21 protein-coding genes are annotated in these 22,256 nt (G+C 37.6%); 15 read left to right on the forward strand and 6 right to left on the reverse strand.

All coding sequences use genetic code 11. From position 1 onward, the window contains the following. Positions 1-187: 187 nt before the first annotated feature. Together HMPREF2634_RS06965 and HMPREF2634_RS06970 are read left to right on the forward strand one after the other, a co-directional pair. Entirely contained in the window at positions 188-1,096 is a 909-nt protein-coding gene (locus HMPREF2634_RS06965; protein WP_021001920.1) for a magnesium transporter CorA family protein, read from the forward strand. A 319-nt stretch (positions 1,097-1,415) separates the two neighbouring features. Then, on the forward strand, positions 1,416-2,972 hold the full coding sequence (locus HMPREF2634_RS06970; RefSeq protein ID WP_041784025.1) for a degradosome RNA helicase CshA: 1,557 nt from the start codon (positions 1,416-1,418) through the stop codon (positions 2,970-2,972). 64 nt (positions 2,973-3,036) lie between these two features. On the opposite strand, the gene lacD is transcribed toward HMPREF2634_RS06970, so the two are convergent. Beyond that, positions 3,037-3,987, reverse strand: a complete 951-nt coding sequence (gene lacD, locus HMPREF2634_RS06975) for a tagatose-bisphosphate aldolase (RefSeq protein ID WP_003023759.1) — start codon at positions 3,985-3,987, stop codon at positions 3,037-3,039. A 170-nt stretch (positions 3,988-4,157) separates the two neighbouring features. Between lacD and HMPREF2634_RS06980 the strand changes: the two genes are divergently transcribed. After that, positions 4,158-4,904 (forward strand): DeoR/GlpR family DNA-binding transcription regulator, encoded by a 747-nt coding sequence (locus HMPREF2634_RS06980; RefSeq protein WP_003023761.1) that lies wholly within the window; start codon positions 4,158-4,160, stop codon positions 4,902-4,904. Between the two features lie 133 nt (positions 4,905-5,037). Here HMPREF2634_RS06980 and lacB read toward each other — a convergent pair whose 3' ends face one another. Together lacB and lacA are read right to left on the reverse strand one after the other, a co-directional pair. After that, the gene (gene lacB / locus HMPREF2634_RS06985; protein WP_003023763.1) at positions 5,038-5,556 is read right to left on the reverse strand and encodes a galactose-6-phosphate isomerase subunit LacB; all 519 of its coding nucleotides are present in this window, start codon (positions 5,554-5,556) and stop codon (positions 5,038-5,040) included. An 18-nt stretch (positions 5,557-5,574) separates the two neighbouring features. After that, positions 5,575-6,006 carry a galactose-6-phosphate isomerase subunit LacA gene (lacA, locus tag HMPREF2634_RS06990; protein ID WP_021001918.1) on the reverse strand — a complete coding sequence of 144 codons (432 nt, stop codon included), beginning with the start codon at positions 6,004-6,006 and terminating at the stop codon, positions 5,575-5,577. A gap of 164 nt (positions 6,007-6,170) precedes the next feature. Between lacA and HMPREF2634_RS06995 the strand changes: the two genes are divergently transcribed. From HMPREF2634_RS06995 to HMPREF2634_RS07040, 10 genes are all read left to right on the forward strand, one after another. Beyond that, positions 6,171-6,650 carry a PTS sugar transporter subunit IIA gene (locus HMPREF2634_RS06995; protein ID WP_003023767.1) on the forward strand — a complete coding sequence of 160 codons (480 nt, stop codon included), beginning with the start codon at positions 6,171-6,173 and terminating at the stop codon, positions 6,648-6,650. A gap of 23 nt (positions 6,651-6,673) precedes the next feature. After that, positions 6,674-6,979, forward strand: a complete 306-nt coding sequence (locus tag HMPREF2634_RS07000; protein ID WP_003023769.1) for a PTS sugar transporter subunit IIB — start codon at positions 6,674-6,676, stop codon at positions 6,977-6,979. 130 nt (positions 6,980-7,109) lie between these two features. Next, the gene (locus HMPREF2634_RS07005) at positions 7,110-8,585 is read left to right on the forward strand and encodes a PTS galactitol transporter subunit IIC (protein ID WP_003023771.1); all 1,476 of its coding nucleotides are present in this window, start codon (positions 7,110-7,112) and stop codon (positions 8,583-8,585) included. Positions 8,586-8,664: 79 nt separating this feature from the next. After that, positions 8,665-9,597 carry a 1-phosphofructokinase family hexose kinase gene (locus HMPREF2634_RS07010; RefSeq protein ID WP_021001917.1) on the forward strand — a complete coding sequence of 311 codons (933 nt, stop codon included), beginning with the start codon at positions 8,665-8,667 and terminating at the stop codon, positions 9,595-9,597. A gap of 98 nt (positions 9,598-9,695) precedes the next feature. Next, entirely contained in the window at positions 9,696-10,229 is a 534-nt protein-coding gene (locus HMPREF2634_RS07015; protein ID WP_021001916.1) for an isoprenylcysteine carboxyl methyltransferase family protein, read from the forward strand. Between the two features lie 254 nt (positions 10,230-10,483). Continuing rightward, positions 10,484-11,320 (forward strand): PRD domain-containing protein, encoded by an 837-nt coding sequence (locus HMPREF2634_RS07020; protein WP_021001915.1) that lies wholly within the window; start codon positions 10,484-10,486, stop codon positions 11,318-11,320. A gap of 10 nt (positions 11,321-11,330) precedes the next feature. Further along, the gene (gene lacG / locus HMPREF2634_RS07025; RefSeq protein WP_070836420.1) at positions 11,331-12,731 is read left to right on the forward strand and encodes a 6-phospho-beta-galactosidase; all 1,401 of its coding nucleotides are present in this window, start codon (positions 11,331-11,333) and stop codon (positions 12,729-12,731) included. A 13-nt stretch (positions 12,732-12,744) separates the two neighbouring features. Continuing rightward, complete coding sequence (locus tag HMPREF2634_RS07030) at positions 12,745-13,068, forward strand: PTS sugar transporter subunit IIA (protein ID WP_021001913.1); 324 nt, start codon at positions 12,745-12,747, stop codon at positions 13,066-13,068. 4 nt (positions 13,069-13,072) lie between these two features. Then, complete coding sequence (locus HMPREF2634_RS07035; RefSeq protein WP_021001912.1) at positions 13,073-14,728, forward strand: PTS lactose transporter subunit IIBC; 1,656 nt, start codon at positions 13,073-13,075, stop codon at positions 14,726-14,728. Positions 14,729-14,840: 112 nt separating this feature from the next. Continuing rightward, positions 14,841-17,069 carry a glycosyl hydrolase 53 family protein gene (locus HMPREF2634_RS07040; RefSeq protein ID WP_070836422.1) on the forward strand — a complete coding sequence of 743 codons (2,229 nt, stop codon included), beginning with the start codon at positions 14,841-14,843 and terminating at the stop codon, positions 17,067-17,069. Between the two features lie 34 nt (positions 17,070-17,103). On the opposite strand, the gene HMPREF2634_RS07045 is transcribed toward HMPREF2634_RS07040, so the two are convergent. The 3 genes from HMPREF2634_RS07045 to HMPREF2634_RS07055 form a co-directional block, all read right to left on the reverse strand. Next, positions 17,104-17,361 carry a GIY-YIG nuclease family protein gene (locus HMPREF2634_RS07045; RefSeq protein ID WP_003023791.1) on the reverse strand — a complete coding sequence of 86 codons (258 nt, stop codon included), beginning with the start codon at positions 17,359-17,361 and terminating at the stop codon, positions 17,104-17,106. Then, complete coding sequence (locus HMPREF2634_RS07050) at positions 17,351-18,097, reverse strand: tRNA1(Val) (adenine(37)-N6)-methyltransferase (protein ID WP_003023793.1); 747 nt, start codon at positions 18,095-18,097, stop codon at positions 17,351-17,353. Before HMPREF2634_RS07050 ends, HMPREF2634_RS07045 begins: the two co-directional genes overlap by 11 nt. Positions 18,098-18,203: 106 nt before the next feature. Further along, positions 18,204-20,558, reverse strand: coding sequence for a cation-translocating P-type ATPase (locus tag HMPREF2634_RS07055; protein WP_070836424.1), 2,355 nt, complete (start codon positions 20,556-20,558; stop codon positions 18,204-18,206). 119 nt (positions 20,559-20,677) lie between these two features. Between HMPREF2634_RS07055 and HMPREF2634_RS07060 the strand changes: the two genes are divergently transcribed. Both HMPREF2634_RS07060 and HMPREF2634_RS07065 read left to right on the forward strand, forming a co-directional pair. Continuing rightward, entirely contained in the window at positions 20,678-21,418 is a 741-nt protein-coding gene (locus HMPREF2634_RS07060) for a lysophospholipid acyltransferase family protein (RefSeq protein WP_070836426.1), read from the forward strand. A gap of 46 nt (positions 21,419-21,464) precedes the next feature. After that, positions 21,465-22,106: a DJ-1/PfpI family protein gene (locus HMPREF2634_RS07065; protein WP_021001907.1), complete on the forward strand. Its 642-nt coding sequence runs from the start codon at positions 21,465-21,467 to the stop codon at positions 22,104-22,106. Positions 22,107-22,256 lie beyond the last annotated feature (150 nt).

Genomic DNA, 22,256 nt, shown 5'->3' on the forward strand with positions numbered 1-22,256 from the left:
GTGATTCACTTAAAAACTATGCTATTGTTGGAGTTTTATCATAATGATTTTTGAAACAGAACTGGGTTAAGTGAGTTCGTTTGTTAGCATATCAATCATTAGATAAAGAAGTACAATAACGATTGATGAAGGATTGAGCGTTTTTCTCAATCCTTTAGATTATTTAAAGTCAAGAAAGGCGAAAAGTGTGTTTATTGAAAAAGAGTTGAAAAATGGAATGTCTTGGATAAACTTAGATGCAGATATTTTAAGTCAACATCCAGATTCTTATAAGGAATACAATATTGATGAAGAAACGATTGAGTACGCGCTAGATAAAAATGAACGAGCACATATGGATTACAATCGTGAAACAGGAACAGTCGTTTTTATTTTCAACGTATTAAACTTAAAAAGGGATAAGGACTATTATGAAACTATTCCTATGACCTTTATTGTACAGAAAGACAAACTCTTAACAGTCAGCAATCGAGCAAATACTTATGTCGTAGATATGATGAAAAACTATATTGAACATCATGAACCTGTGACAGTGTACAAGTTTCTATTTGCTAGTTTAGAATTAGTGTGCAATTCTTATTATCCCATTATTGAAAAAATGGATGAGACAAAGGATCATATTAATCAGTTATTGCACAAAACGACCACCAAGAAAAATCTCTTTGTTTTAGCAGACTTAGAAACTTCCATAGTCTATTTGGTAGCAGCTGCAAAGCAAAATCGCATGTTATTGGAGCATATTAAAGGACATGCTGTTTATCGTCATTTGGATGAGATTGAAAAAGAGCAGTTTGACGATGTCATGATTGAAGCTCGTCAGTTAGTAGCAATGACAGACTTGATTTCTCAAGTTCTCAGTCAACTATCTGGTTCCTACAATAACATTTTGAACAATAATCTAAATGATAATTTAACCGTTTTAACAATCATTTCAGTCCTTTTAGCAGTCCTTGCAGTTATTACGGGATTCTTTGGCATGAATGTGCCACTTCCATTGTCTAATGATAAAAATGCTTGGATTTATATTGTTGTTATTAGTCTCGTTCTGTGGGTTGTATTGACCAAAGCTTTAAAATGGCTGGCCAATAAAAAGTAAAACACGCCAAGCGCATGAAGAAATTATCGTTTTCAATTAGCGTGTTTTCACGATAAATATCACTTTTTAAGTATAATTTATGCTATAATTCATTCAAAATGAATGTATTTAGTTTTAATTGGTAAATCTGTTTGAAAATTTTTTTGAAAAATGCATGTATTCCGGAAAAAAGGGTTACATGCATTTTCTTCATGCGTACGGCGTGGAAGTAAAAAATAAAACCTATCTTTTTATCATTCTTTGTGTTATACTAGATAGGTTGCAAATAACTATGTTTTATAAGGTAGCTTCGCACTGCCTTTTTAGAAAGAAGAAAAAATTGAAATTTAATGAATTACATTTATCTGCTGAATTGTTAGCAGAAATTGACAAAGCGGGCTTTGTGGAAGCCAGCCCAATCCAAGAACAAACAATCCCGCTTGCTATGGCAGGAAAAGATGTGATTGGACAAGCTCAGACTGGTACAGGAAAGACAGCCGCTTTTGGTTTTCCGACTCTTGAAAAAATTAACACAGAAAATCCTATTGTTCAGGCTTTAGTCATTGCACCAACTCGTGAATTGGCTGTTCAAAGTCAAGAGGAACTCTTCCGCTTTGGTCGAAGCAAAGGTGTGAAAGTCCGTTCTGTTTATGGCGGATCCAGCATTGAAAAGCAAATCAAGGCTCTCCGTTCAGGTGCGCACATTGTCGTTGGAACTCCAGGACGTTTATTAGACCTCATTAAGCGCAAAGCACTGAAACTCAATCATGTAGAAACGCTCATTTTAGATGAAGCGGATGAAATGCTCAATATGGGTTTCTTAGAAGACATTGAAGCAATCATCTCCCGCGTGCCAGAAGAGCGTCAGACCCTTCTCTTTTCAGCTACTATGCCAGATGCTATCAAGCAGATTGGCGTGAAGTTTATGAAAGAGCCAACACATGTCAAAATTGCAGCAAAAGAATTGACAACGGAGTTGGTGGATCAATATTATATCCGTGTAAAAGAAAATGAAAAATTTGATACCATGACACGTCTCATGGATGTGGAACAACCAGAACTTTCTATCGTTTTTGGGCGTACCAAACGCCGAGTTGATGAATTGACTCGTGGGCTTAAAATCCGTGGTTTCCGCGCAGAGGGGATTCATGGTGATTTAGACCAAGGAAAACGTCTCCGTGTTCTTCGCGACTTTAAAAACGGAAATTTAGATGTTCTTGTTGCGACAGACGTTGCTGCGCGTGGTTTGGATATTTCTGGTGTTACACATGTTTACAATTATGACATTCCACAAGACCCAGAAAGTTATGTACACCGTATTGGGCGGACAGGTCGTGCTGGAAAATCTGGTCAGTCCATTACATTTGTTGCACCAAATGAAATGGGTTATCTTCAAATCATTGAAAGTTTGACCAAAAAACGTATGAAAGGCATGAAACCAGCCACTGCAGAAGAAGCCTTTCAAGCTAAGAAAAAAGTTGCACTTAAAAAGATTGAGCGAGATTTTGCGGATGAAAACATTCGCAACCAATTTGAAAAGTTTGGCAAAGACGCTCGCAAGTTGGCAACTGAATTTACACCGGAAGAATTGGCTTTATATATATTGACCTTAACCGTACAAGATCCAGACACTCTACCAGAAGTAGAAATCGCGCGTGAAAAGCCATTACCATTTAAGTATGTTTCGGGAGCTAATAAAGGCAATCGTAATAGCAAAAATGGGCGTCGTAGTAATGATCGTCGTGACCGTACTAATGGGCGTGACAATTACAAAAAGAGTGGTCGCCACGATCGCTTTGACAAAGAAAAGCGTTACCGCAAAGATCACAAAAAACCTCGCAATACTTCAAGTGAGAAGAAAACAGGTTTTGTCATCCGTAATAAAGGTGATAAGTAATTATACAATAATAAAAAGGCGAATAGCAATTCGTCTTTTTATGTTTTTATAAGGAGATACAAAGTTATTTAAATACAATAGGCGTAGCAGTCTCTTGGAGAACGGCATCTAATTCAACAATATTTTGTTTACCTATTGTTTCAAGCCATTTAATTGTAGCAGCTTCGCCACCTTCTTGATAGGCTTTGGTAGCACCAGCCCAAGTTGCACGGCCACAAAGGACACCGTTGAAAGTTGAGCCGGATTCCTTAGCAAAGCGAAGTGTATCTTGGAAAAGCTGTGCGGATACTCCAGCAGATAAGAAAATAAATGGAAGAGAAGTTGCATCACTTTGTTCTTTGTAGAAGGCAGCAGCTTCTTCTTTGGTGTAAAGAACTTCATTTTCTGCGAATCCTTCAACATATTTCATATTGACTGGAACTTCAACTTTGAGAACATCTACGCCAAATCGTTCTTGTGAGTAAAGCTTCACTGCTTCAATGACTTTGCGAGGTTTGAGTTTGGCATATTCCTTTTCATCTGTCACCTTGGCATCATAAGAAACCAACTCAAGGAAAAATGGCATGTCTTCTGCTTTACATTCAGAAGCAATCCGTTCGATAAAGGCTTCTTTGATGTCATTGACTGCTCTAGCTTCGTCAATATCTATATAGAGTAAGACTTTCACAGCATCAGCACCATTTGCTTTGAGGCGTTGGACGGAGACATTTTCGACGAGGTCAGGATAGCGACCGGGAACAGTTTTGTCATAACCTGTTTTTTCATAGGCAACTAATAATCCAGCGTTTTTATCACGAGCTTCCGCCGCTTTCCAACCTAACTCTGGATCAAGAAGGATAGAAGAAGCGTATTTTGTTAAGTATTTCGAAACTAGCACTTTAAAGGTTTCCAATTGCTCAACTGGAGTATCTTCACCAAGCATGCGACGCAAAGCTCCTCGTTGATCAATAGCTAAAGCGCCGATAATTCCGTTTTTATCACATAAACGTTTTAATTTTTTTTGTTTTGTTGTCATATTTAGACTCCTTTTGTTTTGTATAGTTTAATTATAGAATACAAACAAAACAAAGTCAAACAATATTTTACAAAAATCAAAAAAATATTGTTTTTAATTTTTCAAAATGAATAAATTGTTGTATAATATATTTGAGGAATAAAATTATATAAAACTAGAAAGGAGACAAAATGAAAGAAGGACGGCATAGAGTGATTCTCCAAGAATTGGATCAGCAGGGAGTGGTTTCTGTCAAGAAATTGAAAGAGTTGCTAGATGTAACAGATATGACGATACGTCGTGATTTGATTGATTTGGAAAAGCAAGGCTTGTTGACTCGTGTTCATGGAGGAGCTCACAAAAAAGTAAAAAATGGCTTGAATGAAGCCTCCCATACTGAAAAAACGATGTTAAATATTGAAGAAAAACGAACAATTGCTCAAAAATGTGCCAATTTGATTTTTTCTGGTGATACAGTTTTTATCGGTTCGGGAACAACGACGGATTTTATCGGAGATTATTTGGCTGATAAAAGTGTGAGTATTGTGACAAATTCGCTTCCTATTTTTGAAAAATTAAAAGATAATCCCAATTGTGATATTATCCTGATTGGCGGTCGTTATCGGGTGAAGACACAAACGTTTGTCGGACAATTTGCTAATAAATTATTGAAAGAAATCAAAGTTTCTAAAGCATTTATTGGTGTCAATGGAATTGACGGTCATAATGTCACGACTGCCAATGAAGAAGAAGGAAATGGCAATGCCATTATCTTGAACAATGCGATTGAAAAGTACATTGTGGCGGATAATAGCAAATTTGACAGCTATTCTTTCTATTGTTTCTATCAGTTGGATGATTTGGATGCAGTAATCACAGATGATCATATCTCACCAAAGGTCAAGGAAAAGTATAAATCATATACAAATGTTTTATAGTTAATATTTTAATCACCTGTTCATAGAGGAGCAGGTGATTTTGTATCTTTAGTGCGTGCGGTATTGACACATCCTATTAAAAAACAGGCCTCGTCCATATTAGACTGAGCCTGATTTTCTGAGTATTGAGTTTTTAGTCGTGGTATTCACCGCGAGCCCATTTAGCATTTTCTTCATCGAAAATATGGTCATTTTTAGCGATTTCAGGGCTAACTTCAATGCTATTATCGATTTTTTTAATCAATTGTTTGTTGGCTTCTGTTGGTTCGTACTCTGTTTCAAGAAAGACATCAACGATATTATGAATAAGATTTTGACCAAGAATACGTCCACCAAAAGCGATGATATTTGCATTGAGTTCTTTCTTTGCATAGCGTGCGGTTAGAACGTCACCAACAAGAGCTACACGAGTACCGGGAACTTTGTCAGCAGAAGCAGAGATACCGACTCCTGTACCACAAAGGGCAATTCCAAGATCAGCTTTTCCTGAAACAACATTTTCTGCAATCAGACGACCAAAGATTGGGTAATGAGTCCGGTGAAAGTCATAGGTTCCGACATCAATGACTTCATGACCGAGGTCTTTTAAATGTTCAGAAATTTTCATTTTTGTATCTGTTACGATATGGTCACAGCCGAGAGCGATTTTCATAATTTTTCCTCCTACCCTTTAACATAATTTATTAAGCATGTCAATGCGAACTTGGTGGCGTCCAGCATCATAGTCAGCTTTTAAATAAGCTTCTGCACAGGCATTTGCCAATTCTTCACCGAGAATAGCTGCACCGAGAGTTATAATGCGTGTAGAATTGTGGCGAATGGTCATCATGGCAGAATGCTCATCTGAAACAGCAGCACAAATGATGCCACGGTGTTTATTCGCAACCATATAAGAACCAATTGCAAAGCGATCAAACAAAATACCACGGGCAGTATCATCTTTTCGTAATTCTTCAACAAGAGCATCTGTCGAGTCGACAAAATCAGCAGCACCTTCTTGTTCGTTGAGATCTTTAATGTCATAACCAAGTTGGAGTAAATGAGTTTTTACTTTATTTTTTAACTCAAAACCATCACGGTCTGTACCTAGTATAACTTTCATTGTTATACCTCCTTTTTTTATTTCACAACAACATCATAACATCTCATGCAAATATTGTCAAACAAAAAATAACATAAAAAAACAAAACAAACTATTGACACCGTTTACATATAATGATATACTTTGGTTATAAACAAAATAGAACAAAATAGAAGGAGGCTATGATGGAACTTTATCAGTTGTTCGATAAAGATTTAGTCTTTTGTCTGCATGCTGACAGTCAAGAAGAGCTTTTCAATCAGGTTGCAAATCTCCTTGAGGAGAGGCACATTGTAACGTCTTCTTATAAAGACGCCTTGATTGAGCGAGAGAAGTCCTTTCCTACGGGGCTGGACATGGAATTTTTAGGGAAAGATTTGCCGAATGTAGCAATTCCGCATACGGATATTGTCCATAATTTAGCAGAAAAGGTGGTTGTAGTCCGCTTAGATCAGCCGGTGACTTTTCATAATATGATTGTTCCGTCAAATGAAGTACAAGTATCGCTTTTGTTCTTCATTATCAATAATTCTAATGCCAGTCAAACGAATATATTGGCTCAATTGATGGATTTCTTTACTGCTGACGGCAACCTAGAGTCCTTATCCGAGCTGGATGAGGCAGATAAACTATTTCATTATATATCGGAAACAATAAATCATTAAAAATAAAAATGGAGGATGTTACAATGATTAAAATTTTAGCAGCTTGCGGAGCAGGAGTAAACTCAAGCCACCAAATCAAAAATGCTCTTGAAGAAGAACTTTCAAATCGCGGCTATGATGTCCAATGCGATGCGGTAATGGTCAAAGATGTGAATGAAGACTTGATAAAAGGTTATGATATTTTCACACCAATAGCAGCCACGGATTTGGGATTTGAACCGGGGATTCCTGTTATTGAAGCAGGACCAATTTTATTCCGTATTCCAGCCATGAGTGCACCAGTATATGACAATATTGAAGCAGCTATTAAGGAACATGGACTTAGTTAAAGTAATTCATTAGAAAAAAACAAAAAAATGAAAAATTGAAACGCTAGATAAAAACAATTTTTATCTACTGAAATAGTTATTTCACTTTTCATTCACTATCATTCAAAAAATAAAATCGGGAGGATTTTTTATGAATGTCATTATTGACTTAGCGAATCGCTTCTTTAAACCCATTTTGGATATGGGTGCACCAATTATCATGTTGATAGTCTTGACGGTGCTTGCTTTATGCTTTGGAGTGAAGTTTTCCAAAGCCTTGGAAGGTGGTATTAAACTTGCCATAGCTCTTACGGGTATTGGTGCTATTATCGGTATGTTAAATGGTGCTTTCTCGGCTTCACTTGCGAAATTCGTTGAAAATACAGGAATTCAACTTAATATTACAGACGTTGGTTGGGCACCATTGGCGACGATTACATGGGGTTCTGCTTGGACGCTTTACTTCTTACTCATTATGCTCATCGTCAATGTTGTGATGTTGATTACAAAAAAGACAGATACCTTAGATGTTGATATTTTTGATATTTGGCATCTATCAATCACAGGTCTGTTGATCAAATGGTATGCGGACAATAATGGTGTTAGCCAAGGTGTTTCTCTCTTTGTCGCAACGCTTGCCGTTGTACTCGTTGGAGTAATGAAAATTATTAACTCGGACTTAATGAAGCCAACATTTGATGACTTGCTCAATGCACCAAGTTCGTCTCCAATGACATCTACTCACATGAACTACATGATGAATCCAGTCATTATGGTTTTGGATAAGATTTTTGATAAATTTTTCCCTTGGCTGGATAAGTATGATTTTGACGCTGCCAAGCTGAATAAGAAAATTGGTTTCTGGGGCTCTAAATTCTTCATTGGATTTATCCTTGGGATTGTAATTGGAATTATGGGAACGCCGCATCCAGTATCTGGCGTTGCCGAAGCAGCAAAATGGTCACTTGTTATCAAAGGTTGGTTGTCTCTTGGTTTGACAGCTGGTGTCTGCTTGGAATTGTTCTCACTTATTGGTTCTTGGTTCATCGCGGCAGTAGAACCTCTTTCACAAGGAATTACAAATGTTGCAACAAAACGTCTTCAAGGACGTAAATTCAATATTGGACTTGACTGGCCATTTATCGCAGGTCGTGCAGAAATCTGGGCATGTGCCAATGTTTTAGCACCAATTATGCTAGTAGAAGCAGTCCTTCTTTCTAAAGTCGGAAATGGTATTTTGCCACTTGCTGGGATTATTGCAATGGGTGTTACTCCAGCACTTCTGGTTGTTACACGTGGTAAGCTTATCCGAATGATTGTATTTGGAACTTTGTTGCTTCCGCTCTTCCTTCTATCTGGAACACTTATTGCGCCATTTGTTACGGACTTAGCGAAAGGCGTAGATGCATTTCCTAAAGGGGTAGCTAGCACACAATTGATTACCCACTCTACTCTTGAAGGTCCAATTGAAAAATTACTTGGTTGGACAATCGGAAATGCTACAACAGGCGATATCAAAGCTATCTTTGGTGTTATTGTCTTTCTAGTGTTCTATATTGGTATCTTTGCTTGGTATAGAAAACAAATGATTAAGCGAAATGAAGAATACGCTACAAATGCAAAATAGAATAATAAAATAACAATAAGCTGGACTATTCCTTTTGAAATAGTCTGGCTTTTGATTGAAAAAAAAGAAAGGAAGAAACATGATCCATTTAGTTTGTCCAAATCCAGCTTTGGATCGGACAGTTTTACTTAGTCAGTTTAAAGAAGATGTGGTCAACCGACCAAGTCAAGTGCATGAAAATGCTGGCGGAAAGAGTTTTAATGTGGCTTATGTCCTGAATTGCGAAAAAGGCGAAGAACAAGGAAATTTTTGCATTCATACAATGTTAGGTGGCAAAATGGGCGAATATATTCAACAATTAAATGAAGAAGACGGTATTCCGCTCGTTGTGACAGAAGTTGATAAAAATACGCGTACTTGTACAATTATGATTGATACAGAATTAGGAAAGACCTATCTTGTGTATGAAGCGGGATTTGAGCTGAATAAGGATTTATTAGAACAATTCACTGCAAATCTTATAAAGCGCATTCAATCTGGCGATAGCGTTGTGTTTTCTGGCTCTTTGATGAAAGGGATGCCAGATGATTATATTGCACAAATTGGTCGTCTTTTGCCAGAGAATGTGAATTTAGTAGTAGACACAAGCGGTGTCGCACTAAAAGCAGCTTTTTCAGCACAACCTGACATTGTAAAAATTAACGATGAAGAATTGGCAGAATTAACAGGATGTCCAGTTGAAACTGCAGAAGAAGCAGCAAAACTTCTCAAAGAATATGATGAAATTCCCTATTTCATTGTGACAATGGGAGGAAAAGGAGTCGTAGCACGCCTGCAGGATGATGTTTTCCAACTGACGTTTCCAATAATTCATGTTAAAAATCCTATTGCGTCAGGCGACTTTTTCCTTGGAAGTCTATGCCATGCTTTAGAAAGTAAGGGGAGAGTTGATAGAGAGGCTGTCATTCGTGCCTGTGCTTATGCAACAGCTAACTGCCTGCAATGGACTCCAAAAGTAGACCCAGCCGATGTAAAACGAATTGTAGACGAAATCGAACTAACAACATTGTAAATTCTTTCTACAGTTTATATGATATTTTTTGAATGTATTGACTTAGGAAATCCCCACTTTATATAATAAAATAGATTATTTTATTATAAGGAGGTCGTATGACTTTATCAGGACTTATTGTTTTAGCGGTATTTGTATTTCGGTTGGTATTTCTAAAAATATCGATGAAGAATGAGAAAGCGATATTGGCAAATGGTGGGCGCGAATATGGCGTGCAAAATACTAAGTATATCACTATTCTTCACATTTTATTTTACCTTTCTTGCTTTGCTGAAGCTACGATACGTCAGGTTTGGTTTGACGCACTTAGTGCTATAGGTTTGGGGCTATTGCTATTTTCAATGTTTATGCTCTATGTTGTGACGCAATTATTAGGGGACATTTGGACAGTGAAATTGATGCTTGTAAACGATCATAAGTTTGTCGATCATTGGCTTTTCCGCTATGTGAAACACCCAAATTATTTCTTGAATATCGTTCCAGAGTTGATTGGTTTAGCATTACTTTGTCATGCACTAATTTCATTTTGTATTCTATTTCCTCTGTATGCGGTAGTTTTGTATAATCGCATCAAGGAAGAAGAGAAACTGCTCAAAGAAGTCATTATCCCAAATGGTATTGCGCAGAAGTAAGCTGTTTTTAAAAGTATAGAATGAAAGATTTTAAATTTACACAAATTATCCATTTTGTATAAATTTTTAAAAAATAAAGTAAGAAAGGGTTTACAAAAGTTTGAAAATGTGTTAAACTCTATTCATAAAGTTAAATAAAACATGGATTGTAACTAAGAAATTAGGCGAGACCATAAATGACCCAAGTAAAAAATCTTGGTTTGTTTATGGTTTTTTTATGTTTTACAAAAATATTGTTAGGAAGGAGGACACAAATGTTTCGAATTGTCCAGCCACTAAATAATAATGTTGCGGTGGTCAAAAATGAAAGTGGTGAACAGGCTGTTGTCATGGGGCTCGGTATCATTTTTAAAAAGAAAAAAGGGGATTTGCTGGCAGAAGAACGAGTAGAAAAAGTCTTTCAACTAAAAAGTGAAGAATCGCGCGAAAACTTTTCTGCTTTGTTAAAAGATGTTCCCTTGGACTTTATCACGACTAGTTATGAAATTATTGATTATGGTATTCAACAGTTCCAATTTCCAGTTCAAGAGTACATCTATGTAACTTTGACAGATCATATTTATTGTAGTTATCAAGCGCTGCAAAGAAATACTTATAAAAGTAATCACTTGCCGGATATGTCGGAGCAATATCCGACGGAGTACAAAATTGCTGAGCATGCTTTGGTGATTTTAAAAGAAAAATTGGATGTGGATTTTCCAAAAGATGAGATTGGGCGGTTGGCCTTACAGTTTATCAATGCGAAAGGTGAAGATGTCGTGATTAGTAAAGATGAACAAACACTGACCCGACAAATGATTGCTTTGGTGCAAGAGGAACTTTTAAAACATGGTATTAAGCGGACAAAAAAGAATAGTAATTTTTATGATCGCTTAATGATTCATTTGACGTACTTTATTGAGCGTTTGGATCAAGATGACAGCGATTCAAAAGTTTCCATGAAGAATTTAGAAGAACATATCAAAAAGGATTATCCAGAAGCCTATCAAATTGGCGAAGATATTTATGAAGTCATTCGTCAGCATTTGGGTGGAGGACTTCATCCAAATGAGAAAGTGTATTTGGTGATTCATATTCAAAGATTATTGTAAAGGAGAAGACATGTTTCAATTACCAGAAGATTTTATTTTTGGCGGTGCAACAGCTGCTTATCAAGTAGAAGGAGTTACAAAAGAAGGTGGAAAAGGTCCGGTCGCTTGGGATGAATTTTTAGAAAAGCAAGGACGATTTTTGGCAGATCCAGCCAGCGATTTTTATCATCAATATTCAAAAGATATTGAGTTGTGTGAGAAGTTTGGCGTCAATGGTTTGCGCTTGTCTATTGCTTGGAGTCGGATTTTTCCGAATGGACGTGGTGAAGTGAATAAAGAAGGAGTAGATTTTTATCACCGTGTGTTTGCTGAATGTGCGAAACACCACGTCCTGCCATTTGTTACATTGCATCACTTTGATACTCCGAAAGTTTTGTTTGATCAAGGTGATTTTCTCAATCGTGATACGATTGAAGCGTTTGTGGAATATGCTGAATTTTGTTTTCAAGAATTTCCAGAGGTTCATCATTGGAGCACTTTTAACGAAATTTATCCTGTGGCGACCAATCAATACTTGCTCGGTGTCTTTCCTCCGGGGATTCAGTACGATTTGAGTAAGGTGATTCAATGCCTGCACAATATGATGTACGCTCATGCGCGTGTAGTAAATCTTTTTAAGGAAAAGGGTTACCTCGGTGAAATTGGAGTGGTGCATTCTTTGGAAACAAAATATCCAGCAACAGACAGCGAAGAAGATAAGTATGCAGCTTTTCTGGATGATGCGCTTTCTATTCGTTTCTTGCTAGATGCTACTTATCTAGGTTATTATTCAAACGAAACAATGGAAGCTCTTAATGAAATTTGCGCTGCTAACAATGCTAGTTATGAATTCCTTGAAAGCGACTTTGAAGAAATGAAAAAAGCTAGTCACCGAAATGATTATCTTGGAATCAACCATTATCAATGTCATTTTGTTAAGGCTTATCAGGGCGAATCAACTATTCATCATAATGGAACGGGTGATAAAGGCACTTCGTTTTATAAAGTGAAAGGCATTGGAGAACGGATTTACAAGGAAGGGATTGAACGAACAGACTGGGATTGGATTATTTACCCAGAAGGCTTGTATGACCTTTTATTGAGAATTAAGAAAGACTATCCACATTATCAAAAGATTTATATTACTGAAAATGGAATGGGCTATAAAGACGAGTTTGACAATGGTATCGTCATGGATAAGCCACGGATTGATTATTTGAAAGTGTATTTGCAATCTTTAAGCAAAGCTATTGATGCCGGTGTTGTGGTAAAAGGGTATTTCCTTTGGTCTTTGATGGATGTTTTCTCGTGGTCAAATGGCTACAATAAACGCTATGGCTTGTTTTACGTTGATTTTGAAACTCAAAAGCGTTACCCTAAGGAATCCGCTTATTGGTACAAGCATGTTAGTGAAACAAAGATTGTGATTTAAGAAGGGAGATAAGATGAATAAAAACGAATTACAAATGTTGGGATTTGAAATCGTAGCTTATTCGGGGGATGCACGTAGTTGTTTACTGAATTTGCTGAAAGAGGTTCGTCAAGGGAATTTTACAAATGTAGATGCTACTTTAAAAGAAGCAGATGAAAATTTGAATTTAGCCCACAATTCACAAACGCAGATTTTAGCACAAGAGGCAGCTGGGGAAGATTTAGATTTAGGATTTATCTTTATTCACGGTCAAGATCATTTGATGACGACATTATTGTTAAAAGAATTGATCGTAGATTTTATTGAATTATATAAAAATCAATACAAGGAGGACTAATTCCATGAACGGAATTATCAAACAAATTGAGAAAGGAAAACCTTTCTTTGAAAAAATATCACGCAATATTTATCTTGGCGCTATTCGTGACGGCTTTTTAGCCGCCATGCCTGCAATTTTATTTTCAAGTATTTTTATCTTGCTAGCAGCAATTCCAGAAATTTTTGGATTTAAGTTGCCAAATGACGTTTCCACCTGGCTTTGGAAAGTATATGGCTATTCTATGGGTGTAGTAGCTATTCTCGTGTCCGCAACGACCGCTCGTTGTTTGTCAGAATCAATGAACCGCAATATGCCGACCAACAAGACTATCAATTCGGTTTCTGTTATGTTGGCTTCCATTGTGAGCTTCCTCCTTTTAAGTGTGGATCAAATTGAAAACGGTTTAGCCAATGGCTACATGGGAACAAAAGGGATTTTAGCGGCTTTTGTAGCAGCTTTTATCACGGTAAATGTTTATAAATTCTGTGTATTGAAAGACATTACTATTAAGATGCCAAAAGAAGTTCCTGGAACAATTTCTCAAACTTTCCGTGATGTCTTTCCATTTTCATTTGCAGTATTTGCTGCTGTTCTGATTGATACAATCGTACGTTATTTCTTTGGGCATTCGTTTGCAGAAGCTGTTATCACACTTCTCCAACCTTTGTTTACTGCAGCTGATGGCTATTTAGGAATTTCAATTATTTGGGGAGCAATGGCGCTCTTCTGGTTTGTTGGTGTGCATGGTCCTTCAATTGTAGAACCAGCTATTGTCGCGATTATTTATGCAAATGTGGAAACAAATTTACAGTTGGTAAAAGCAGGTCATCATGCTTCAAACGTGTTGACAGTAGGGCTTGGAAACTTCGTTGGCACAATGGGGGGTACAGGTGCAACATTGGTTGTTCCATTCCTCTTCATGCTCTTTGCAAAATCTAAGCAATTAAAAGCTGTCGGGAAAGCTTCCTTTGTTCCGGTTTGCTTTGCAGTCAATGAACCATTGTTGTTTGCAACACCGATTATTTTAAATCCTTATTTCTTTATTCCATTTTTAATCACTCCAATAATCAATGTTTGTGCTTTCAAGTTCTTTGTTGATGTGTTAGGTATGAATAGCTTTATGTATGTCCTTCCTTGGGCAACGCCAGCACCGATTGGCTTGATTTTAGGTACGGGTGCAGGAATCTTATCTATTGTCTTGATGCTGTTGTTGATTGTAGTTGATTCTTTCATCTACCTTCCATTTATCAAAGCGTACGATGATTCATTAGTAGAAGAAGAAGCAAAAAAGGCAGAAGTGATGGAGCTCGAAGAAGCAGCAGAAGCAGAAATAGACGATCAAATTCAAGCGGTTGCAGATGGAAAGCATCATAATATTTTGGTTCTATGTGCCGGTGCAGGGACAAGCGCCATGCTAGCAAATGCACTAACAGAGGGCGCAGTAGAACTAGGCATAGACCTTAGTTCAACAGCTGGTGCTTATGGTTCGCACTACGATATTATGAAAGATTTTGACATGATTGTGCTAGCTCCACAAGTCAATTCTTACTATGAAGATATTAAGAAAGATACGGATAAATTGGGCATCAAACTTGTTGCGACAAAAGGTGCTGAATATATCAAATTGACACGTGATCCTAAAGGCGCTGTGCAATTCGTTCTTTCGCATTTTGAATAACTAGCCTTCTTATAAAATGTTTGTTTAAAAACTGATAAAACCTATTTCTTGTTTTATCAGTTTTTTAAAGCGAATACTAAAATATTAAACAAAATAGAAATGGGAAAACTGTATGAAAATAGGATTAAGATTGTCGCTTGTTTTTGCTGTTAGCCTTTGTTTATTTGGAGGAGTCATTCCTATTAAAGCTAATGAAAATACTAAAATACGTGTTGATAAAGTAGAAAATTTATCATCTGATTTTATCATGGGGACGGATGTCTCGACAGTAATTGCTCAAGAACAAAGTGGTGTAGAGTACAAAGATGAAAATGGGAATGTCAAAGATATCTTTGATATTTTGAAAGAAAATGGTGTGAATTATATTCGTGTCAGAGTATGGAATAATCCTTATGATCATAACGGACATGGTTATGGCGCTGGAAATAGCGATATAGAAAAGGCAATTGAGATTGGAAAACGAGCTACAGCACATGGTATGCGGCTACTAGTGGACTTTCATTATTCAGATTTTTGGGCTGATCCAGGACGTCAAGTTCCACCAAAAGATTGGACAAATATGAATGTGTCTGAAAAATCAGAGGCTTTATATCAATACACCAAAACGAGCCTTCAAAAAATAAAAGCAGCTGGTGTCGATATTGGAATGGTTCAAGTTGGTAATGAAACAACGAGTAGCGGGATAGCAGGTGAAGCAGGAGAGGAACGCTATCAGTTGTTTGCAGCAGGCGCCAAAGCAGTGCGAGAAGTGGATGCAACTATACTGATAGCTTTTCATTTTACAAACCCAGATAAAACGGAAACGATACTAAATTACGCAAAAGGTTTATCAGATCACCATATTGATTATGATGTATTTGCTACTAGTTATTATAGTTTTTGGCATGGTAATTTAGATAATCTGACTTCAGTTTTAAAGACAGTGACCGAAAAGTATGGGAAAAAGACACTTGTAGCAGAGACTTCTTATGCCTATACATTAGAAGATGGAGATGGTCAACAAAATGTTATCCGAACACAAAATCAAATGCTGGTAGGTAGCTATCCCGCCTCTGTTCAGGGGCAATCGCATGCCTTACGAGATGTCATTGATGCAGCGAATAAAGCAAGTGCATTAGGCATCTTTTATTGGGAACCAGCTTGGACACCGGTTAGTTCCAAAGGAAAAGAAGTAAATACACCTATTTGGGAAAAATACGGTTCGGGCTGGGCTTCTAGTGCCGCCATTGGGTATGATCCAAATGTTAATCAGGAAAATTACGGTGGCTCTGAATGGGATAATCAAGCATTGTTTGATTTTACAGGAAAAGCTTTGCCATCACTTGCAACATTTAAATATGTTTATACTGGGTTGAATACAAATCTAAAATATGATAAGAATGAAGAAGCAGAGCTGCAAGAGAGTTTGTTATCAAATTCTAGCTTTGAGGAAGAAGATCTTTCAGATTATACTTTTAACGATTTTATCAAGCGTAGACAAGACACGCCTAAAACAGGCAAGTATGCCATGAATTTCTACAATGGCGCAAACGATTACACAACTGGCATTGAAAGAAAGATAACACTTCCAGCAGGAACTTATCAATTTTCTGCTCAAATTCAAGGTGGTGATACGAATGGCTCTGAAGATATTTATGCTTTTGCTCGTGCTGAGGCAGTAAATGTTCAAAGTGAAAAAGTCAAACTAGCTGGTTGGTCAAATTGGCAGACAGCGAAATTGAACTTTACACTAACAAAAGAGACAGAGGTGACACTGGGAGTATTTGTGAAAGCAAATAAAGGTTCATGGGGAACAATTGACGATTTGCTTTTAACCAGAGAAGGAGTAGATAAGACAAAGTTGGGAACCGCTCTTTCTTCGGCAAAAGAAAAATTAGCGGAAACTATGCATTATACAAAGGATTCACTTGCGAACTTAAAAGAACAAGTAGAAGAGGTGCAAGCTATTTTACAAAAAGATGATGCGACACAAGCAGAAATTGATGCAGAATGTGAAGCATTACAGACTGCCATTCAAGCCCTTGTACCACTAGAAAATCAATCTTCATCTAATGTTCAGCATGAAGATGGTAAAAAAACAAAGGAAAATTCTAATAATAAAGAACAAAAAGGAGAAAACTCCCATGCTGGGTTGACAGATTCTGATTCGTCTAATAAAAATGGGAAGTCTTCTCAAACGAATAGGAACAAGGAAACTTTGCCTACTACAAGTGACAAAAAATTAGCTAAAACCAAAGAATTATTACCAAGTACAGGAACTAGCATGTCATATTTAGCTGGTATCGGTGTTGTTTTTCTGAGTGTATTTGTTGCTGTCATTTCTAAGAAAAATAACCAATAAATCATTGCAAAAAAGTAGAAAGACCTCCCGCTTTCTACTTTTTCTTATCTGCAATATATTCTAATTTTTGTTGTCGTGTTTTTCTTTTAAAGAGGGCCTCGGCTGACATGGCAGAAGGTTTGTTGGGAAATTCTTCTTGATACAAAAGAGTAACAGGTAATCGTGCACGGGTATATTTGGCGCCTTTTCCAGCATTATGTGTGTCTACTCGTTTTTTGACATCGGTCGTATACCCTGTGTAGAGAGAGCCATCGGAACATTCCAGAACGTACATATAGGCTTTAATTTCCATAGTAAATCTCATGAATTTCTGGAGTGTAGCTGCCATCTTCATTATGAATGAAAAGCGGTGGCAGGATTTTTAGACCATCACGAGAACCATCTTTAATAGCTTCAATGAGGAGCATATTGGCTTCGCGATTTGCTTTTGGGTAAACAAACTGAATACGTTTGGGAGCTAGATTGTGTGCTATCATGGTGTCAATAATATCAAGGAATCGTTCGGGACGATGAACTATTGCTAAGTGTCCGTTGGATTTCAAGACCCGTTGGGAAATTTGACAGATTTCTTCCAGATTTGTCGCAATTTCATGCCGTGCAAGTAGATAATGTCGGCTTGCATTGAGATTAGAATGTTCATCCACTTTAAAATAAGGCGGATTGCATAAAATCATGTCCACTTTACTACCGTCGATATAGTGGGTGAGATATTTCAAATCATCCTGAATGACCTGCATTTGGTGGGTTAAGCCATTTAGCTCAATAGAGCGCTCTGCCATATCTGCCAGTCTCTCTTGAATTTCAACTGCTATGATTTGGGCTTTCGTGCGCGTGCTTGCAAAAAGTCCAACAGCACCATTTCCGGCACAGAGGTCCACGATAAGACCACGCTTAGGTAAGTTTGGAAAGCGGGAGAGGAGCACGCTATCTACTGAATAGCTAAAGACCTCTCGATTTTGGATAATTTTGACGTCAGTAGAAAAGAGCTGATTGATTCGCTCACCGTCTTTTAAAAGAATTTCTGCCATATACCCTTATTATATCATGATGTAGAGGAAAAGAAGCAACAAAAATAAGTAGTAAGACAAAAAATGTACGGTTTTGCTTACTGCTTATAGGTATTATTCTTAAGATTTATAAACTTTGCTCCCGTTTGTTCTGTATGTGTGTCACGACAATAAAAGTAATTGTAAATAAAATCATCAAAATGATATAGATTGGGAAGCTATTGCTGGTTAGAGTAGCGATTTCGATGTACTTTTGCAGGAGAACGGCTGTTCCAAAGAAGCCAATGAGTGACCAGAGGATCAGCAGAATTCGCCAGAGATTGAGTGGCAGGCAGGCACGAACAACAGATAGAAAGCCGATAGAGCCTAATAAATAATAAAGTAGAGTTGAGATTTCCACCTGTGACCAGCCATGCAGCCCACCGAAAATATTGACAAATAAAACGCTAAAGACGACCATTAAACCGCTCGGTAGAGCCTTAAAAATAGCTTTTTTAAGAAAGTCGGGTTCGACTGGTTTGATATTGCGCTCAAAGGTGAGGACAAAAGGTGGTAAACCTTCAACAAATTGGTCAATTAAGGTGATTTGAATGGGGATAAATGGAAAGACCAAGAGCCATTCTGCTCGTCCCAGTAAGATACTAGAAATACAAATGATTGTCAAAATGAACGAATAAGTTGTTTTAATAAGGAAAATTGGTGCAATGCGGGCGATATTATTAACAACACGGCGTCCTTCAAAGAGAATTTCAGGGACATCGTTAAAGTCAGAATTGAGCAAAACGAGATTGGCAACTTGTCGTGTTGCGGGATCTCCTTCAGCCATGGCAATTGAGCAGTCTGCTTCCCGTAATGCCAGAATATCATTGACTCCGTCACCAGTCATAGCTGTGGTGTGCCCTGCTTTTTTCAGGGTTTGAATGATAAGTTTCTTTTGATGAGGAGAAACGCGGCCAAAGATAGCTGTCTTTTCTGTCAGCTCAATCAACTCTTGATCCGTTACTTTTGAGCAATCAACATAACTTTGGTAGTTTGCAAATCTTGCCTTTGCAGCAATGTTTGATACAGTAATTGGATTGTCACCTGAGATGATTTTTAAGCCCACTTCTTGTGAGCGTAAGTATTCCAAAGTATCAGTTGCTCCGTCACGAATCGGGTCTGTGATTTCTAAAATGGCAATGGGTTGAATGCTACTTGGTAAGTGAATGTGTTTATGGCCAATGCGTTCAGGACTAATAGCTAAAGCGAGCACACGCGAACCACGCTTTTGAGCTTCCTGTGCTAGCTCAATTTCTTCATGAAAGAGCATTTCAGGCGCACCGAGAAAGACAGTACCTAAGTCCGACATTTCCATAGCTCCCCATTTACGGTCACTCGAAAATGGAATCATATTACTTGTTTGATAGTCAGTCGGAGTAGTAAATTGCTTGCGAATGGCTTGGGCAGTTGGATTATTGTCATCGCTTGCAGTGATATAAGCACTAAGAATGTCAGAGATTGCTTGTTCTGAAAAATCTTCTGTGAGTGGGCTGACTGTTTCAACATGCATTTTTCCTTGTGTAATGGTACCTGTCTTATCAAGACAGAGCATATCAACACGGGCCAATGTTTCAACGGAGTACATTTCTTGTACGAGGACTTTTCGTAAGCCCAGCTTGATGACAGCTGTTAAAAGAGAAGTAATCGTTAAAAGAGCAATTCCTTTTGGCAACATTCCCAGAAGAGCTGTCGAAGTATTGACAACCGAATCTTTGACAGGCAAGTGTTTTACCAAAAGTGCTTCTAGAAAGAGCGCAATTCCGAAAGGGATAATGATTTTTCCTGTAAAACCTGCAATCCTGTCCATGGATTTCATGATACGAGAATTGATTGGTTTGACAGTCTTAGCCTCTAGCATCAGTTTAGAAGCATAATTATCAGAGCCTACATGAGTGATTTTAGCAATAACACGCCCGCTGGCAAGAAAACTTCCTGAGAGCAATTGCTCCCCAATCTCCTTTTGAACAAGGTCACTTTCACCTGTCAACATGGCTTCGTTCACTTCTGCAAAACCGTCTAAAACAGTTGCGTCACTTGGAATCTGCTCCCCCGTAGCCAGTTGAATACAGTCATCCAAGACTAAGTCTTCTGGATTGATTTGACTAGATTTGCCATCGCGAATGACCGTTATCTTTTCTTTGTTTAAAAGATTCAGTTTGTCGACCATGTGTTTAGCTCGCAATTCTGTCACGATACCAGAGAGGGCATTAAAACAGATAACAGCAAAGAAAACCAAGTTGCTCCATGCTTGCACAGCAACAAGCGCCAGGGCAATTGCAAAATTTAGTGCATTAAATAGCGTAAAAACATTGCGCTTGATGATTTGCCAGGTGCTGGTACTTGTATTGGCTGTAAAATTATTGGTAAGTCCTTGTGCAATTTTTTCTTGGACTTGCTGGTGGGTTAATCCTGTAAATTCTTTCATGTTCATGAGGATAATCATACCATTTTTTTAATAAAATTTCTAATAGAATCCATTCAGCTGTAACAGTTTTAAAGCAAAAAAAGTTTGCGAGTGGGCATTGGATAAGGTATAATGGAAGAAATAAGAAGGGAGAGCCTATGTTTTATAGATATTTGAGAAGATTGGTGATGTTGATTTTATGGGCTTTAAATGGTAATGCTCACTACCACCATTTGGAGAACATTCCAGACCAAGAGGAAAATTATATTTTAGTGGCTCCACACCGTACTTGGTGGGATCCTGTTTACATGGCTTTTGCAACAAGACCCAAGCAATTTATCTTTATGGCAAAGAAAGAACTGTTCACAAATCGCGTTTTCGGCTGGTGGATTCGCATGTGTGGTGCATTTCCGATTGACCGTGAGAATCCAGGAGCATCTGCTATTAAATACCCCGTCAAGATGTTGAAATCAAGCAATCGGTCTTTGATTATGTTTCCAAGTGGAAGTCGGCATTCGACAGATGTGAAAGGTGGCGTTGCACTGATTGCTAAAATGGCAAAGGTACGCATTCTTCCAGTTGTTTATGTAGGACCGATGAGCCTGAAAGGTTTAGCAAAAGGTGAGCGTGTGGACATGGATTTTGGTCAACCGATTGATATTTCAGACATCAAAAAGATGAATGATGAAGGCCTGGAAGAAGTCGCCCGTCGTATTCAGACAGAATTTGATCGTTTAGATGCAGAAGTAGCAGCTCTTGAAGTGAAAAAAAATACAAATATATTATTGTTGCTCCCCCGTTTGATCGCTCTGTTACTGTCAATTGTTGTTGGCTTACTAACATTTGCTTTCAGTTTCATCGCAAGTTTCGTTTGGGATCCTGATAAACATAGGAAATAAAAATCTTGTAGAAGAGGTATGCCTCACCTTTCGAGAAGGAGCATCTATGAAAATAGCAGTTTTGCTGTATCCAGCATGTTCATTGCAGGAAATCACAACTTTGACATCAATACTTTGTCTTTCTTTTGGACAATCTTTGGATTATCTTGCTTCAGAAAAGAAAGTCTATACGAGTGAAGAAGGATTGCAAGTTATTCCAGATTTTACTTTTAAAGAAGTGCAAAATGAAAAGTATGATTGCATCATATTGCCAGGCACACTAGATCCATTTGTTAGCCTTTATGATTCCAGACTAATCTCTTTTTTGGAGAGGGTAGACACAAAGCGGACGATGGTAGCGGCTATTTCCTCATCGTCTATGTTTTTAGGAAAAGCTGGTTTGTTGAGAAGCCGGTATTACACAGGTGGTCTGTATATGGAGTTGGTAGAGTATTTTTCTTTTTTGGAAACAGGAAATTTCCTCCATCAGCCTGTTGTAAAAGACAAGAATGTTATTACAGCCATTGGATTTGCTTATGTAGAATTTTCTCAGACCGTTTTGGATACTTTAGGATTAGAAGTGCCGAGCGATTTCTTTTTGAGAAAAAATTCCTACACTCCAGAAGAGTTAACGTATCATTTAGAGACTGCTGATTACCAAAAAATACTGCAAAAGATTTCACAATATGAACGATGTACCCAGGAATGATTTCCTGGTTTTTTATTGTAAATTTTAGGACAAAAAGAATAATCGATACATAAATTGTACATGAAAGCGCTTGCTAAAATAGATTTAAAATAGTATACTAAATTTAAGGTATACGGTTTTAAAAAGGTAATAAGAGTGATGCTCACTCTT

The organism is Streptococcus sp. HMSC034B03, from assembly GCF_001838575.1.
Taxonomy (GTDB): Bacteria; Bacillota; Bacilli; order Lactobacillales; family Streptococcaceae; genus Streptococcus; species Streptococcus anginosus.

Coding starts and splice junctions, on each gene's coding strand:
- lacD (WP_003023759.1), bottom strand. CDS start 3,987: ATGACAACAAAACAAAAAAAATTAAAACGTTTATGTGATAAAAACGGA.
- HMPREF2634_RS06980 (WP_003023761.1), top strand. CDS start 4,158: ATGAAAGAAGGACGGCATAGAGTGATTCTCCAAGAATTGGATCAGCAG.
- lacB (WP_003023763.1), bottom strand. CDS start 5,556: ATGAAAATCGCTCTCGGCTGTGACCATATCGTAACAGATACAAAAATG.
- lacA (WP_021001918.1), bottom strand. CDS start 6,006: ATGAAAGTTATACTAGGTACAGACCGTGATGGTTTTGAGTTAAAAAAT.
- HMPREF2634_RS06995 (WP_003023767.1), top strand. CDS start 6,171: ATGGAACTTTATCAGTTGTTCGATAAAGATTTAGTCTTTTGTCTGCAT.
- HMPREF2634_RS07000 (WP_003023769.1), top strand. CDS start 6,674: ATGATTAAAATTTTAGCAGCTTGCGGAGCAGGAGTAAACTCAAGCCAC.
- HMPREF2634_RS07005 (WP_003023771.1), top strand. CDS start 7,110: ATGAATGTCATTATTGACTTAGCGAATCGCTTCTTTAAACCCATTTTG.
- HMPREF2634_RS07010 (WP_021001917.1), top strand. CDS start 8,665: ATGATCCATTTAGTTTGTCCAAATCCAGCTTTGGATCGGACAGTTTTA.
- HMPREF2634_RS07015 (WP_021001916.1), top strand. CDS start 9,696: ATGACTTTATCAGGACTTATTGTTTTAGCGGTATTTGTATTTCGGTTG.
- HMPREF2634_RS07020 (WP_021001915.1), top strand. CDS start 10,484: ATGTTTCGAATTGTCCAGCCACTAAATAATAATGTTGCGGTGGTCAAA.
- lacG (WP_070836420.1), top strand. CDS start 11,331: ATGTTTCAATTACCAGAAGATTTTATTTTTGGCGGTGCAACAGCTGCT.
- HMPREF2634_RS07030 (WP_021001913.1), top strand. CDS start 12,745: ATGAATAAAAACGAATTACAAATGTTGGGATTTGAAATCGTAGCTTAT.
- HMPREF2634_RS07035 (WP_021001912.1), top strand. CDS start 13,073: ATGAACGGAATTATCAAACAAATTGAGAAAGGAAAACCTTTCTTTGAA.
- HMPREF2634_RS07040 (WP_070836422.1), top strand. CDS start 14,841: ATGAAAATAGGATTAAGATTGTCGCTTGTTTTTGCTGTTAGCCTTTGT.
- HMPREF2634_RS07045 (WP_003023791.1), bottom strand. CDS start 17,361: ATGGAAATTAAAGCCTATATGTACGTTCTGGAATGTTCCGATGGCTCT.
- HMPREF2634_RS07050 (WP_003023793.1), bottom strand. CDS start 18,097: ATGGCAGAAATTCTTTTAAAAGACGGTGAGCGAATCAATCAGCTCTTT.
- HMPREF2634_RS07055 (WP_070836424.1), bottom strand. CDS start 20,558: ATGATTATCCTCATGAACATGAAAGAATTTACAGGATTAACCCACCAG.
- HMPREF2634_RS07060 (WP_070836426.1), top strand. CDS start 20,678: ATGTTTTATAGATATTTGAGAAGATTGGTGATGTTGATTTTATGGGCT.
- HMPREF2634_RS07065 (WP_021001907.1), top strand. CDS start 21,465: ATGAAAATAGCAGTTTTGCTGTATCCAGCATGTTCATTGCAGGAAATC.